This window comes from Lysinibacillus sp. KCTC 33748, from assembly GCF_002237755.1.
Lineage (GTDB): Bacteria > Bacillota > Bacilli > Bacillales_A > Planococcaceae > Lysinibacillus.
Map to the genome: position 1 here is coordinate 58,769 of NZ_MWSJ01000013.1, position 15,794 is coordinate 74,562.

Genomic DNA, 15,794 nt, shown 5'->3' on the forward strand with positions numbered 1-15,794 from the left:
TAATATATAATTATACATAGTTTACTGCAGAAAATCTTTTATGACCCCATCAAAGCATCGGTAATTTCATCCATTTCCAGATCATCCCGAGTATACTGAAAATCAATGACTAAAAATTTTTCACACTAAAATCAGAAATGCTCTTTGACATTTGCTCTGCATTAAACAAACATTTTCACAGACATTATCATAGACGCCAATTCTCCTCTTTGAGTTTCCTATCTTCTATCTATAAAATTTAAAAGACCAACGCCCTGGTGTTTAATTGCTGAAAGATGTTAAAAGTGCATGTCAGAACATTGTCCAACATGCACAAACTACTTTATAGCTCTCTAAAGCAAGCATTCAATGCGTCCTTTATCGTTTCTACACCGACTATCTCAATACCTTGAGGAAAATCCCAACCACCGATATTTGAAGCTGGTATGATGGCGCGTTTAAATCCGAGCTTTGCTGCCTCAATCACACGTTGTTCAATACGAGATACACGACGCACCTCGCCAGTCAAACCTACTTCTCCAATAAAGCAATCCGTTGCCCTAACAGCTTGATCCTTAAAACTCGAAACAATACTTGTCAACACAGCCAAATCAATAGCCGGCTCATCAAGCTTCACGCCGCCAGCAACTTTAATATATGCATCCTGTGCCTGCAGCATGAGGCCCATTCTCTTTTCAAGGACGGCCATAAGTAGTTGCACACGATTTTGATCGACACCTGTTGCCATTCGTTTCGGATAATTAAAGCTTGTTGGTGTTACGAGCGACTGAATTTCAACTAGAATTGGCCGTGTACCTTCCATTGAGGCTACGATTGTTGACCCAGCCGCTCCCTGCGAACGCTCCTGTAAGAACAACTCAGACGGGTTTAACACTTCCTTTAAGCCCCCCTGAAGCATTTCAAAGATAGCAATTTCATTCGTAGAACCAAAGCGGTTTTTTTGGCTGCGTAAAATACGGTGGTTATGATGTCGCTCTCCTTCAAAATACAATACCGTATCAACCATATGCTCCAAAATACGTGGTCCTGCAATTTGCCCCTCTTTTGTTACATGCCCGACTAAAAATATGGCAATTCCTTTTGTTTTTGCTATTCGCATAAGTTCTGCTGTACATTCACGCACTTGTGATACACTACCAGGTGCACTCGTTACCTCTGGATGAAAAACAGTTTGAATAGAATCGACAATAACAAACTTTGGCTTCACATCATCAATGGTCTGATTTAAAAGCTCTAAATTTGTTTCAGAATATATATAAAGCTCCTGTGAGATTACCCCTAAACGTTCTGCACGCAGCTTTGTTTGACGGATGGATTCCTCACCAGAAATATAGAGCACACGATGTCCCTTATTTGAAAGCAACGCAGATACTTGTAATAATAATGTCGACTTCCCAATCCCAGGATCTCCCCCAATCAACACAAGAGAACCTGGTACGATGCCTCCACCTAATACTCGGTTAAGCTCACCCATTTCTGTTGCAACGCGTGATTCCTCAGCAGCTTCAATTTGCATAATAGGGAGAGCCTTTTGGGTAACCGTAGCAGAGTGTTGGAATGCACCTCGTGGCCCTTTTGCAACGACCTCCACCTCTTCAACCATCTTATTCCATTCCCCACAACCTGGACATCTTCCCATCCATTTTGCAGATTCATAACCACAGCCTGAGCATACAAATTTTGTTTTTTTCTTTGCCAAATTGCATCCACCTCGAATATTTGTTCTTATATTTATTATTGTACATAAAAAAAGACAGCTTGGCACTTAAAGCCTCGCTGTCTTTTTAAATCGCGATTATTTAGAAGTAGAAACTTCCTCTTTTTTCTTCACAACAAACTCATCATTTACATAATCAATGATTACTTGGTTACCCTTCTCTACATTGCCTTTCAGTAGTTCTTCCGATAAACGGTCTTCTACTTGTTTTTGTAATGAACGACGTAGTGGACGGGCACCATATTGAGGATCGTAGCCTTCCTCTGCAATTTTTTCAAGAGCTGAATCCGTTAACTCTAACGAAATGTCTTGCTCTTTTAGACGTTTTGTTAAAGAATTCGCCATCATCGCTACGATTTCTTTTAAATGTTCTTTTTCTAGTGAGTGGAAGACGATCATTTCGTCGATACGGTTTAAGAATTCTGGGCGGAATGCTTTTTTCAGTTCCTCCAGCATCGTACCCTTCATATCTTTATACTTCGTATCCGTACCACCGACATTGAAGCCAAGGTTTTTCTGATATTTTAAAGCATCCGCACCAACGTTTGATGTCATAATAACAACTGTGTTGCGGAAATCCACCACTCGACCTTTAGAGTCTGTTAAACGACCATCTTCAAGTACTTGAAGTAAAATATTGAAAACATCTGGATGAGCCTTCTCAATTTCATCTAATAATACTACAGAATATGGTTTACGACGAACCTTCTCTGTTAGTTGACCGCCATCATCAAAACCTACATAGCCTGGAGGTGAACCAACTAAACGTGAAGTCGAATGTTTTTCCATATACTCAGACATATCAACGCGAATCATTGCGTCCTCATCACCAAACATAACTTCAGCCAATGCTCTAGCCAGCTCTGTTTTACCAACCCCTGTAGGGCCTAAGAAAATAAATGAACCAATTGGTCGTTTCGGATCTTTCAAGCCAGCTCTTGCACGACGAATTGCGCGAGAAATCGCCTCTACCGCTTCTCCTTGACCTACAACACGTTTGTGTAACTCTTCTTCAAGTTGTAATAACTTAGAAGATTCCTCGGAAGCAATTTTAGATACCGGAATTCCAGTCCACATAGATACTACCGCTGCTACATCATCCACTGTAACTTTTGATTCGGCTTTACCTTGCTCTTCCTTCCAATTTTTTCTCGTAGTTTCAATTTCATCTTTTAGCTTTTGCTCTGTATCTCTTAATGATGCTGCCTTTTCAAACTCTTGACCTGAGACAGCTGCATTCTTTTCAGAGCGTACATTTTCCAGCTTATCTTCAAGCGCTTTTAAGTTTGGTGGCACCGCGAATGAACGTAAGCGTACTTTAGAGCCCGCTTCATCAATCAAATCAATCGCCTTATCTGGTAAGAAACGATCAGAAATATATCGGTCACTCATTTTTGCTGCCGCTTCAATAGCTTCATCTGTGATTTTCACACGGTGATGTGCTTCATAACGATCACGTAAGCCTTGAATAATTTGAATCGCCTCTTCTACAGTTGGCTCATCAACTTGAATTGGTTGGAAACGGCGCTCTAATGCCGCATCTTTCTCAATATATTTGCGATACTCATCTAGTGTTGTTGCACCAATACATTGAAGCTCACCACGAGCTAAAGATGGTTTTAAAATATTTGATGCATCGATGGCACCTTCTGCACCGCCAGCACCGATTAATGTGTGCAATTCATCGATAAATAAAATGACATTACCAGCTTGGCGAATTTCATCCATTACTTTTTTCAAGCGATCTTCAAATTCACCGCGATATTTTGTTCCAGCAACAACCGTCCCCATATCAAGTGTCATGACACGTTTATCACGAAGAATTTCTGGCACTTCATTATTAATAATTTGCTGTGCTAAGCCTTCAGCGATAGCTGTTTTACCAACACCTGGCTCACCGATCAATACAGGGTTATTTTTTGTACGGCGCGACAGTACCTCGATAACACGTGTAATCTCCTTGCTTCGACCAATAACCGGATCTAGAGTACCTTCACGAGCAATTTGTGTTAAATCACGCGCAAGGCTATCTAAGGTAGGTGTATTGGCAGCCTGTGCAGCTTGTTGACCCGATTGAGCATTGTCATTATTGCCTAATAACAATAGCACTTGCTGACGAGCCTTATTCAATCCGACACCAGCATTATTTAATACACGAGCCGCTATCCCTTCACCTTCACGAATAAGCGCCAATAGTAAATGCTCTGTTCCAATATAGGAATGGCCTAATTTACGTGATTCATCAACTGATAGCTCTATTACTTTTTTAGCTCTAGGTGTGTAGTGGACAATTGGGCCAACATCCTCTTTACCCTTCCCTACAAGCTCTTCAATACCCGCTTCAATCATTTGTGGGCTAATATCAATGGCTTCTAATGCTTTTGCAGCAATACCGCCACCTTCGCGGATAAGCCCTAATAGAATATGCTCCGTTCCAATTGATTCGTGCTTCCAACGAATCGCCTCTTCTTGTGCAAGCTGTAATACTTTTTGCGCGCGTTGTGTAAAACGATTAAACATCAAATGAATCCTCTCCTTTTCCCCGAATAATAGGCTTACTCATATTTTCTTGAGATAGTGCCTCACGAAGCATTTCAGCTCGTACGCGATCTCGCTCAGCAGGCGGCAAAACGTCCCCTGCATAATTCTGTAAAAACCCAGGTTGCATACTGACTACACATTCGTTTAATTTGGTCGCTTTAATACCTTCAATTAACTGTAAATCTACTCCTAAACGAACATTGGATAAACAGGTAGCAGCTTCCTCACTCGTTAAAACTCGAGCATATGTTAACGTACCTAAAGCACGGTACACACGGTCTTCTAGGGCAAGCTCTGCTTTTTCCATTAACTTGCCTCTTGCATGTCGTTCTTTTTGAATTATTTTCTCAGCGACACTTTGGATGTCCGCTAAAATGTCATCTTCTGTTTTTCCTAGTGTAATCTGATTTGACACTTGGTAAACATTACCTATATTTTCGCTACCTTCCCCATATATTCCTCTTACCGTCATTCCTAATCGTGTCATTGCATTAATGATTTGATTCATCTGACCCGTAAGTGTAAGGGCTGGCAGGTGCATCATGACAGATGCTCGTAAACCCGTACCAATATTTGTTGGACAACTTGTTAAATAACCAAATGTATCTCGGAACGCATAAGGCAGAGCTTTCTCTAAGGTACGATCAATTTTATTGGCCTGCTCGTATGCCTTTTGAAGTTGAAAACTCGCTGTCATACATTGAATGCGTAAATGGTCTTCTTCGTTCACCATAATGCTAATTGATTCGTCATCCGATAAGAGCATGGAGCCAACTTGCTCTTTTTTTGCAAGCTGAGGACTAATTAAATGTTTTTCTACAAGTATTTGACGTTGTAAAGGCGTTAAATCCTTAATAGCAAAATATGAATAATTTCCTTGAAGTTCTGTACTGTCCTTTATTGCATGTGTAACTGCCTGTTCTACATGTAATGCTTCATCCTCTGTAAAGGCTAATGGAAAACGATAACCATTTAAATTTCGAGCAAGGCGGATGCGTGTACTAATGACAATATCTGAATAATCGTCCTCCACACTCATCCATGTTGGTGTAGCACGCTCTAAAAACGATTCAATCATCACGACACATCACCACCTTCAAATTGTACCTGTTTCTCAAGTTCCTTCACTTCATCACGGAGCTCAGCTGCCTCTTCAAAATGTTCTTTATCTACAGCAATCTTCATACGTTTACGAATATCCTCAATTTGCTTTTTGATGACATAAACATTGCTCCTGGCGCCGGGCATTTTCCCTATATGTTGAGGTCCAGCCTGTATACGATTAAAGAGCTTCGGTAAGTGCTCACTAAAGGTGTCATAGCAGCTAGGGCATCCAAATTTACCTTCTTTTAAAAACCGTTTATACGTAAATCCACATTGTGGACATGTTTGCGGTTGTGGTGGTGCTTGCTGCTTTTCACCCACTTTTTGTTGCTGCCATGTAGGTGAGCCAAACCAATTAGATAATAGCTGTTGAATAGATACTGGCTCTTGCTTAAATTCAGCATGAAATGGATGGAACTGCGAGGCGCAGACGTCACAATAATGGTGCTCCACCTTTTGACCACTTTGAACTTGTGTTACAGTAACCGTCGCATTACGCTGCTTACAATGTTCGCAAATCATTTCCATCACCTCTTTTATTTTTGCTGTTCATATTTAATCGTTGTTAGCATCGCTCGTAAAATTTTTGCTCGAATATGATCCCGTAACGGGAGTTGCAAATCGATAGTTGAGCGATCAACTGCCGCTAATATTATTTTCGCTTCTCGCCTTGAAATTACCTGCTCATCAATTAGTCGATAAACTAAATCTTCTGCCATTATTTGCGATGCCCCACCTTCAATTTGCCTGAGGACATCATCGATTAGATCAATTTGTGAATTCGCGCGGACACGTAAAATTCGAATGTATCCACCACCACCACGTTTGCTTTCAACAAGGTAACCTCGTTCGGCAGTAAATCTTGTATTAATTACATAATTTATTTGTGAGGGCACGCACTGAAATTTATCTGCGATTTCACTACGTTTTATTTCAATATGCCCTTCTCCACCTAATTCAAGTACTTGCTTTAAGTAGCCTTCTATGATGTCTGATATATTACGCATTTTAGGAATACACCTCGCTTACTACACTGACTTTGACTATCTTTGACTTTCTTTGAGTATATTATACAAAACGCTTGAAAATAATTGCAATTATTTCGCACACAGAAAAAAATCCAACGAATGCTTTAGCTATAAGATACCCTTATTGGCAAAAGAAAAAACGCAAGCATATGCAACTAGCATATACTTGCGTTTATAGAAATTATACCCAGCGACCAACAATTGGATAACGCCAAGACTCATCAGATAAAGCCTTCACAATACCGATAATTGGCGCAATAAAATACATAATCCCAAAAACAATTAAGAACGGTAAACCAATGAGTAGGAAGCTAAAAATACCCGAAATTGTAAGTAAAACTATCATCACTACTTGGAACAACAAGGCTTGCATAGAAATGCTCTTTACCTCTTCCTCCGAACTAATTAAGAAAAATATAATAGGTACTAACCATGGCGCAAAAAATGCACTTGCGTGTATGATTACCTTAGACCATTTTGTTTCCATTTATATCAACCCTTCCATATAATTTTTTTATTTTATGTACTATTTTTTACGGAAATACACCTTAAATAGTTTCAATTTTAAATTGGATTTATAAATTTTTTTGAAAGGCATGTGATACTCGATGGAATTTAATAACACACTTGCAAATGAATATGAAAAAGGTATTCGTCGCACGCTACCTAGCTACGATGCAATGCTACGTTTAACACAAACCTTTTATCAATCTGCATTACCTGAGGACGCTGAATTTTTAATAGTTGGCTCCGGAAGCGGTAATGAAATTTTACAGCTCGCCGAGCAAAGACCTCATTGGTCATTTGTTGGTATCGATCCATCAGAAGCGATGCTACAAATTGCTGGCGAACGTTTAAAGTCTCTACCTAATAATATTTCTTTATATCAAGGAACTATACTGGATACTCAGCTACCTTCAGTAAAATTTGATGCGGCAAGCTGTGTACTAGTGCTTCACTTTATACAAGATGATCAAGAGAAGCTTGCAACATTAAAAAAAATAGCAAATAATTTAAAGCCTGGTGCTCCATTTGTGCTCGTCTCAAAATACGGGCAGCCGGGTACTTTAGAAACCGAGCTACAATTTGATTTATGGCGCGCTTATTGGCTACAGCATACAAAGCTATCACCATCAGACGTAGCGGAAATGGAGAAATCCATCCGTTCTCTTTCATTTATGTGTGAAGAGGACATATTAGCACTATTACAGCAGGCAGGCTTTACAAAACCATCTAGATTCTTTGCCACTACTTTATTTGGTGGTTGGATATGTTATAGAGAAAGCGTATAAAATTATTTCTTGTGAAGATCAATACACCTGTTAGGATAGAATTAAAAGAATTGAGGTGAATGCTGTGATACGCACTATTGGAATTACAAAAGATCAAAAACTTATAAAGGAATTTCCACTTGAAGATATACACAAAAACGAATTTGAATGGTACTGGGTCGATTTTAATTGTCCAACTGATGAGGAAGAACTACTGTTGGATTCGTTTTTCCACTTCCATCCACTCGCTATAGAAGATTGTTTAATGCGTTTACAGCGGCCAAAGCTCGATTTTTATGATGATTTCCATTTCTTTGTTATTCAAAGGATGAACGAAGAATTAACAGCTGAGGAAGTAAATATTTTTGTTTCTAATAAATTTATTGTTACGTTCCACAAAAATGTAGCACCGGAAATAGATCGAGTACAAATGATGTTAGAAAAGCAGCCAAAGAATTGGGAACGTGGCACAGTTTATTTAACGTACCAGGTAATCGATAAAATTGTTGATAACTATTTTCCACTTGTCTATAAAATTGAGGATCATTTAAATACACTTGAAGATGAGCTTACCTATCAAAGTAACCCCAATGCCATGAAAATTGTATTTGAATTCCGTAGTGATTTGCTCGATTTAAGACGCACCATTTTACCAATGCGTGATTTATTATATCGTATCCTTAACTCATACCGATTTTCACTTAAAAAATCAGAACGAGCTTATTTTGGAGATATTTACGACCATCTGCTAAAACTCACCGAAATGATCGAATCTAACCGCGAGCTCACTGCTGATATGCGTGATAGTTATATGGCGATGAGCTCTACTCGCATGAATGGCATTATGATGACCTTAACAATTGTTTCAACTATCTTTATTCCCCTAACATTTATTGCAGGTGTTTATGGAATGAATTTTGACCATATGCCCGAGCTACATGGGAAGTTTAGCTACTTTATCGTACTCGGAATTATGATTTTTATCGCATTATTCATGCTGGCAATCTTTAAACTTAAAGGCTGGTTCAATTTATTTAAAACTTAAAAGTAAACCATTTATTCATTTGTCGACAAGCTAAAGGCACCTTAGAGATTTTTTCCAAGGTGCCTTTCACTGTTAATAAGGACCGCGATCATCAACTTTATCTTCACCTTGCTGTGGAAATAAAAAGTATGCGAGTACACCAGATACTAATGTTGCACAGATAGTAATTAATAGTTGATCTAAGTCTGGTACTTCAGCATAGTAGTTTCTTAACATGTAAACCGACCCAATTGCTACAATTACCATAACCGGAATGACAAATTTGAAACGTTTCTTCTCCATATAATACCTCCTCAACACTATTGTTACGTTCAAGCTAAACAGTTCGTATTTTACAGGTTTCCTATTTCAAATTCAATTTACCTATTACCTTTTTAGTAGTCTATTTCATGACTTTTAATCGACAATCATCTGTAACTAATAAAAAAAATATAGAAATAAACTAAAATTTCAACCAAAAATAGCACAAAAAATAGTAGAATATATTAAATACTATATATTCAGCAAATTAACAACCCAAGTAATTTAATAGGTATTTAGTTTACTATTCTATACATAATACGGACCTAAGGAATGGAGCAAACAACGATGAGTTGGTTTACAAAAAAGAACGATTCTAGCTACTCAATTACATTAGCACCTGAAAATTATAGGAGCGATGTACAATTGGATGTATCAAACCATCCAAAACTTCAAAAACAGTTACAGCTTTTAGATTTAACAATTGAGGATTTAGCCATCATTAAACAACTACAGCCTTTAGCTAAGGATTTAGTTCCTGAAATGGTGGATCAATTTTATGCAGCCATTAGTTTGAGCCAAGATTTGTTAAATATTATAAACAGAACATCACAAATCGAGCGTTTAAAAGTTACTTTACATAAACATTTAAGTGATATTTTTGAAAGTCATATTAATGACTCTTACATTAATGAACGAAAGGCAATTGCTGAAACTCATGTTCGAATTGGTCTACAATCGAAGTGGTATATCGCCTCATTCCAATCATTAACAACGACCTTTACACGCTTTACAAATGAGTTAGATGTATCAAAACATGATGCAATTCGTGCTATCAATGCCTTCTGCAAAATCATTAACTTCGAGCAGCAGCTTGTAATCGAAGCCTATGAAAAAGAAGAGGAACGCATTCGTACAGTAGAAGGTGAAACAAAGCATGCACTTGTTACTACCATTCAAAAAACGGCAGAGGAACTCAATGAGATTAGTGAAGAAACAGCAGCTTCTTTATTAGTCATTTCCTCTCAAACAGATGATATCGCAGTAGCTACGAAGCAAGGTTTAACCTTCGTTGCTGATACACAAGAAAAATCCAGACGTGGACAGCAGCAGCTGCAAGATCAAAATGATTTAATACAAGTAATTTTACAAAGTGTAAACAGTCTCGAAGTTACGATGAACCAGCTACGCACATCTTCTCAAAAAATATCGGAAATTGTAGGACTGGTCACAGGAATTGCCGATCAAACGAACTTATTAGCACTAAATGCTTCTATCGAGGCAGCCCGTGCAGGTGAGCATGGTAAAGGCTTCGCTGTTGTTGCAGAGGAAGTTCGTAAGCTTGCTGAAGAAACAAAAAATGCGGTACAAAATGTTTCTCATCTCATTAAAGAAACAGAAAGTAATATTACAACAATGTCGACTTCGGTTACTAACGTTGATCAAAAGATTCAACATAGTGTAGATACGCAAAACAGTTTATCTAAATCATTTAATGATATCGCCAATGCAGTTTCTGGCATTCAGCAGCAGTATGTAAATACATCCAGAGATATTTCAGCCATCTCTAATTTGATTACTGAACTGTCACAAGGCGCTACACTTGTTTCTTCTTCTTCCGATTCACTTATTAACGTGGTAAATGAATTACAAATGTAAGCACGAAAAAGGGAAACTGACAGCATACGTCAATTTCCCTTTTTATTTTTAATGCGGTAACTCGCGTTTTTGTTTACGATGTTCGCGTCTTGCTGGTCCCGTTTCAAACAGACGTTTTTCCGCATCTGTTTCAGGATAAATCGCCGGAACTGGCTTAGGTTTACCTTCATCATCCACTGCAACCATCGTTACAAAGGATTCCGTCGTTAATTTCTCCTCACCAGTTTCAATGTTTCGTGAAATAACTCGAACATAAACTTCCATTGAAGACCGTCCAGTTGACGAAACGATGCTTTCAATTTCTAAAATAGCCCCTACATGTGCTGGCGATAAAAAGTCAACCGAATCGATAGAAGCTGTGACTACATGACCTTTTGCATGTTTCATTGCTGTAATGGCAGCAATTTCATCAATATACGCTAACACTCTTCCACCAAAAATGGAGTTGTGATTATTTGTATCTGGCGGTAATACGAGACGAGTTTGAACAGTACGTGACTGGCTCATCGGTATTGCGTTGTTTGACATAATTCTTGCGACTTCCCTTCATGAATGTTCTTTCGTCATCGTATCGCAGAACAAGAGTTGTTGCAAACTAGAACGATTTTTTCATCGTAATTAATTTCATATCTGTCATTTCTTCGATTGCCCACTTAATGCCTTCACGACCGTAGCCACTCATTTTTACGCCACCATATGGCATATTATCAACCCTGAAAGTCGGAATATCATTAATCATAACAGCACCTGCCTGTAATTCATCCGCTGCATATAATGCATCTTGCAAAACATTCGTATAAATTCCAGCATTTAAGCCAAGGTCCGACTCATTCACTAGTCGAATAGCGTCATCTAATGTTTCATATGAAACAATTGAGACGATTGGTGCGAATGTTTCCTGACAAACAACTTTCATATTTGCCGTCACATTCGTCATTACAGTCGGCGTTAAAGTACGTTCCGTAACTGTTCCTCCTGTAGCAACTACCGCCCCTTGCGACTTTGCTTCCTCAATCCATTGACGAATACGCTCAACTTCTTTTTGGTTAATCATTGCACTAACATCAGTATTTGTATCTAGTGGGTCACCTACCACTAATTTCTCTGTCTCGGCAACAAACGCCTTTGTAAATTCATCCATAATAGATGTGTGTACATAAATACGTTGTAAGGAGATACAAACTTGTCCAGCAAAATTAAAGGCACCACTGACACAACGCGAAATAATTTTATCAATTGGTGTCGACGGCTCGACAATTACTGCCGCATTGGAACCAAGTTCTAAAGTAACTTTACGCAAACCTACTTTTTCTTTAATGCTCAATCCAACTTTACCGCTTCCCGTGAATGTTACCTTTTTCACAAACGGGTGAGTCACAAGTGTATCACTTAGCTCCCCACCGCTACCTGTAATAATTTGAAGCGCACCATTAGGTAGACCTGCTTGCTGGAAAATTTCCGCCATTACGATAGAACTTAATGGCGTTTGCGTCGCTGGCTTTAATACAACCGTATTTCCAACTGCAAAGGCAGGACCTAATTTATGTGCCACTAAATTAAAGGGGAAATTAAAGGGTGTAATGGCTGAAATTACACCTAGAGGCTCTAGCTTTGTCCAGCCAATACGATCTCCTGCCCCAGGTGCAGCATCCATCGGTACCGTTTCACCCTTTGCTTGCTTAGCCCCCTCTGCAGCAAATTGGTATGTTGCTATTGTGCGTTCTATTTCAGTTAAACCTACTGATATTGGTTTACCTGCCTCTAAAGCTAAAATTTCAGCTAATTCCTCTTTACGCTGGCGCATTATGTCGACCACTTTATACAATATTTCGGCACGTTCGTAGGCTGTTGTCTTTTTAAACGTTTGGAATGCCTCCTGAGCACCTTCGATTGCTCGTTCAACGTCAGAAATTGACGCCTTAGCTACCTTTGCAATAACCTCACCACTATAGGGTGATTTCAGTTCATATGTTTCCTTTGCGTTCTGCCACTCGCCATTCATCCAAAGTTTTGTTTCCTTCATCCTTCAAATGCACCTCCAAAAATCAAGTTCTTCTTTATTTTATCACGAAGAACTTGCTGCTACAGCTGCTGCACTTACTGCTGCGAACATTGCTGCCTGCTGTGCTTGAATTAGCAATTCAATGGATGACATGATTGACATTGATAAGGATTGTTGTACATTCGCCATATCATAAATAGCAATTTGTGTGGCCATAAATAACACAAATTCACGATGCCATTTTAAAAGTTTCATACCCTTTAACTCATGATATAAATCAACAATCTGTTGAAGCTGTGCTTGATTCACTTCAAGGATTGCTAAAAAGCCCAGTAATGGATAATGCATCGCCTTGACCTTTACATCTTGATTTTTTAGTGTGTCACGAATCGTTACAACATTAGGCACTAACTTATTATCATATTGAGGTGATAAGAAAGTCAGTACTTGTGATAGCCATTGAAGCTCATTGCCTGCATTAAAATTATACGTACGTAGTTCTTTATAATAACGATTCATTGTTTCTGCACGTAGCTCAACGTCGTCAGATTGGCTACTTAACAATACGGCATAGGGAATATCATCGTACGATGTTAAAAATCGGTGGTGCTTGCGGATTGCATCAAATAATGCGCGTGCTACCTGTGCATGTGCACGTTTCTCATTTTCCTCTTCCGTTAAAAACTGTGCACCTATAAAACTAAAATTCCCGCTTCTGAACTTTACCTCTTTCATTATGCTAACGTTCGTCAGTAAATTTCTCACCGCTCGTTCTGTATCCTCTTGCTCCATCAAATTTGCAGCAATACTATAACCTACCGTCGTTCGTAACGGAGATGACCATGACGTTTGCTTTTTCATTTCTTGTAATACTTTTTTATATTTAACGGAATCAAAGGGTTTCCCAGATGCCACATATTTGCTAGCGATTGCCAACACAATTTTACGATCAACCGTCCGACCGACAGCCTTTGAGACATCCTCCACAGTACTTGTAAACTGATTTTCAATCATAACAAAGTCCATGTTTAACACGCTCCTTTTTCCATATTTACGTAATATATTACCGAAAAGATTCAATTGTTTTTTTAAAAATTAAACCTTCCATACACTTTTTCCAGAAGAATGAACATAAAAAAAAGCGGCAATATTTTTGCCGCTTTCCATAAAAGAAAATTTGCTTAATTGCTTGTTCGGTGTACTTAAATTAATCCTAATTCTTTTAATTCCTCTGCGGAAAAGGCTCTTGATCTTGTTAAAAACCTCTTACCTTCAACGCCTTCCAGTGAAAACATACCACCTCTACCGTCGACGACGTCCAAGATTATTTGTGTATGCTTCCAATAATCATATTGATTTTTATGCATGTAGAAGGCAGCACCACCAATCTCTCCAAGACAAACATCCTGGTCACCTAATAGTAAGTCTCCCTCTGGATAACACATTGGCGAGGAGCCGTCACAGCATCCACCTGATTGATGAAACATAATGGGCCCGTGCTTTTCTTTCAATAATTCGATTAGTGCTAGCGCTTCTTCTGTTGCCAAAACACGCATGACCACGCTCATGCACCTCCCTACTAATTAGAAGAAGCCAAGTTTGTTTTCGCTGTAGCTAACTAATAAGTTTTTCGTTTGCTGATAATGCGCTAACATCATCTTATGGTTTTCACGACCAACACCTGACATTTTATAGCCACCGAACGCTGCATGTGCAGGATAAGCATGGTAGCAGTTTGTCCAAACACGCCCAGCTTGAATACCACGACCGAAGCGATATGCCGTATTCATATCACGTGTCCATACACCTGCGCCTAAACCGTATAGTGTGTCATTTGCAATTTCTAATGCTTCCTCTTTTGTTTTAAATGTTGTTACGGCAACAACTGGCCCGAAGATTTCTTCTTGGAAAATACGCATTTTATTATGTCCTTTGAAGACAGTCGGCTTAATGTAGTAACCATTTTCAAAACCTGATCCTACATTATTTTTCTCTCCTCCAATTAGACATTCTGCACCTTCTTGCTTACCAATATCTAAATAAGAAAGGATTTTTTCCATTTGCTCACTCGAAGCCTGCGCTCCCATCATCGTATTCGGATCAAGTGGATTCCCAACTTTAATCGCTTCAACACGCTGTAGGACGCGTTCCATAAATTTATCGTAAATAGACTCTTGAATGATTGCACGAGAAGGACATGTACATACTTCACCTTGATTTAGGGCGAATAATACAAAACCTTCAACTGCTTTATCTAAAAAGGCATCGTCTTCATCCATAATATCTTCAAAGAATATATTTGGTGACTTACCGCCCAATTCTAATGTAACTGGAATAAGATTTTGTGAAGCATATTGCATAATTAAGCGACCTGTCGTAGTTTCACCAGTAAAGGCAATTTTGCCGATCCGTGGATTCGATGCTAATGGTTTTCCTGCTTCTAAACCAAAGCCATTCACAACATTAAGTACGCCCGATGGCAATAAATCTTCTATTAATTCAATGAACACCATTATCGAAGCTGGCGTTTGCTCTGCAGGTTTTAACACAACACAGTTTCCAGCTGCCAGTGCAGGTGCTAGCTTCCAAACGGCCATTAATAACGGGAAATTCCAAGGGATAATTTGACCTACTACCCCAATTGGTTCATGGAAATGATAAGCGACTGTATCATTATCGATTTGGCTTACCGCGCCTTCTTGTGCACGTAAAGCCCCCGCAAAATAACGGAAATGATCAATCGCAAGAGGGATATCTGCATTTAATGTCTCACGTACCGCTTTTCCGTTATCCCATGTTTCGGCAACGGCTAGCTTTTCTAAGTTTTGTTCTATGCGGTCCGCAATTTTAAGTAAAATGTTTGCACGCTCTGTTGGAGATGTTTTGCCCCATTCTTCTTTTGCGGCATGTGCTGCATCAACTGCAAGTTCAATATCCTCAGCAGTAGAACGAGCTAATTGTGTAAAAACTTGTCCAGTAACAGGTGTAACATTATCAAAGTATTGTCCTTTCACTGGAGGTGTCCATTCCCCACCAATGTAATTTTCATATTTTTCTTTGAATTGAACTACCGACCCTTCAGTGTTTGGAAATGCATAAACCATTTTACTTCTCCCCTTTACACAAAATAATGAGAAAATAATCTACAAAAATCACCATTTTCATCGAAATAACGATATTTTCATAG

At 38.9% G+C, this 15,794-nt stretch carries 15 protein-coding genes; 3 read left to right on the top strand and 12 right to left on the bottom strand.

Annotated features, from left to right (window positions below; genetic code table 11):
* Positions 1-322: 322 nt before the first annotated feature.
* From radA to B1B04_RS15895, 6 genes are all read right to left on the bottom strand, one after another.
* Positions 323-1,699, bottom strand: a complete 1,377-nt coding sequence (gene radA, locus B1B04_RS15870; protein ID WP_079562392.1) for a DNA repair protein RadA — start codon at positions 1,697-1,699, stop codon at positions 323-325.
* Between the two features lie 96 nt (positions 1,700-1,795).
* On the bottom strand, positions 1,796-4,240 hold the full coding sequence (locus B1B04_RS15875) for an ATP-dependent Clp protease ATP-binding subunit (RefSeq protein WP_079562393.1): 2,445 nt from the start codon (positions 4,238-4,240) through the stop codon (positions 1,796-1,798).
* Positions 4,230-5,339 carry a protein-arginine kinase McsB gene (mcsB, locus tag B1B04_RS15880; RefSeq protein WP_079562394.1) on the bottom strand — a complete coding sequence of 370 codons (1,110 nt, stop codon included), beginning with the start codon at positions 5,337-5,339 and terminating at the stop codon, positions 4,230-4,232. The genes B1B04_RS15875 and mcsB overlap by 11 nt, the downstream gene beginning before the upstream one ends.
* Positions 5,336-5,884 (bottom strand): UvrB/UvrC motif-containing protein, encoded by a 549-nt coding sequence (locus tag B1B04_RS15885; RefSeq protein ID WP_079562395.1) that lies wholly within the window; start codon positions 5,882-5,884, stop codon positions 5,336-5,338. The genes mcsB and B1B04_RS15885 overlap by 4 nt, the downstream gene beginning before the upstream one ends.
* A gap of 14 nt (positions 5,885-5,898) precedes the next feature.
* Positions 5,899-6,369 carry a CtsR family transcriptional regulator gene (locus tag B1B04_RS15890; protein WP_079562396.1) on the bottom strand — a complete coding sequence of 157 codons (471 nt, stop codon included), beginning with the start codon at positions 6,367-6,369 and terminating at the stop codon, positions 5,899-5,901.
* 202 nt (positions 6,370-6,571) lie between these two features.
* A complete protein-coding gene (locus B1B04_RS15895) occupies positions 6,572-6,877 on the bottom strand; it encodes a DUF4870 domain-containing protein (protein ID WP_079562397.1) in 306 nt (101 codons plus the stop codon).
* 121 nt (positions 6,878-6,998) lie between these two features.
* On the opposite strand from B1B04_RS15895, the gene B1B04_RS15900 reads away from it, so the two are divergent.
* A complete protein-coding gene (locus B1B04_RS15900; protein WP_079562398.1) occupies positions 6,999-7,682 on the top strand; it encodes a class I SAM-dependent methyltransferase in 684 nt (227 codons plus the stop codon).
* A gap of 64 nt (positions 7,683-7,746) precedes the next feature.
* Positions 7,747-8,706 carry a magnesium/cobalt transporter CorA gene (corA, locus tag B1B04_RS15905; RefSeq protein ID WP_079562399.1) on the top strand — a complete coding sequence of 320 codons (960 nt, stop codon included), beginning with the start codon at positions 7,747-7,749 and terminating at the stop codon, positions 8,704-8,706.
* 72 nt (positions 8,707-8,778) lie between these two features.
* On the opposite strand, the gene B1B04_RS15910 is transcribed toward corA, so the two are convergent.
* On the bottom strand, positions 8,779-8,988 hold the full coding sequence (locus tag B1B04_RS15910; protein WP_079562400.1) for a hypothetical protein: 210 nt from the start codon (positions 8,986-8,988) through the stop codon (positions 8,779-8,781).
* A 306-nt stretch (positions 8,989-9,294) separates the two neighbouring features.
* Between B1B04_RS15910 and B1B04_RS15915 the strand changes: the two genes are divergently transcribed.
* On the top strand, positions 9,295-10,605 hold the full coding sequence (locus B1B04_RS15915) for a globin-coupled sensor protein (protein WP_079562401.1): 1,311 nt from the start codon (positions 9,295-9,297) through the stop codon (positions 10,603-10,605).
* A 48-nt stretch (positions 10,606-10,653) separates the two neighbouring features.
* Here the strand turns inward: B1B04_RS15915 and B1B04_RS15920 are convergent, their stop codons facing one another.
* The 5 genes from B1B04_RS15920 to adh all read right to left on the bottom strand — a co-directional run bounded on the left by B1B04_RS15920 (position 10,654) and on the right by adh (position 15,711).
* On the bottom strand, positions 10,654-11,133 hold the full coding sequence (locus B1B04_RS15920; protein WP_079562402.1) for an acyl-CoA thioesterase: 480 nt from the start codon (positions 11,131-11,133) through the stop codon (positions 10,654-10,656).
* 67 nt (positions 11,134-11,200) lie between these two features.
* Positions 11,201-12,628, bottom strand: a complete 1,428-nt coding sequence (locus tag B1B04_RS15925; protein WP_079562403.1) for an aldehyde dehydrogenase family protein — start codon at positions 12,626-12,628, stop codon at positions 11,201-11,203.
* Between the two features lie 42 nt (positions 12,629-12,670).
* A complete protein-coding gene (locus B1B04_RS15930; RefSeq protein ID WP_079562404.1) occupies positions 12,671-13,633 on the bottom strand; it encodes a DUF4003 family protein in 963 nt (320 codons plus the stop codon).
* A 176-nt stretch (positions 13,634-13,809) separates the two neighbouring features.
* Entirely contained in the window at positions 13,810-14,169 is a 360-nt protein-coding gene (locus B1B04_RS15935; protein ID WP_079562405.1) for a DUF779 domain-containing protein, read from the bottom strand.
* 21 nt (positions 14,170-14,190) lie between these two features.
* The gene (gene adh, locus B1B04_RS15940) at positions 14,191-15,711 is read right to left on the bottom strand and encodes an aldehyde dehydrogenase (protein ID WP_079562406.1); all 1,521 of its coding nucleotides are present in this window, start codon (positions 15,709-15,711) and stop codon (positions 14,191-14,193) included.
* Positions 15,712-15,794 lie beyond the last annotated feature (83 nt).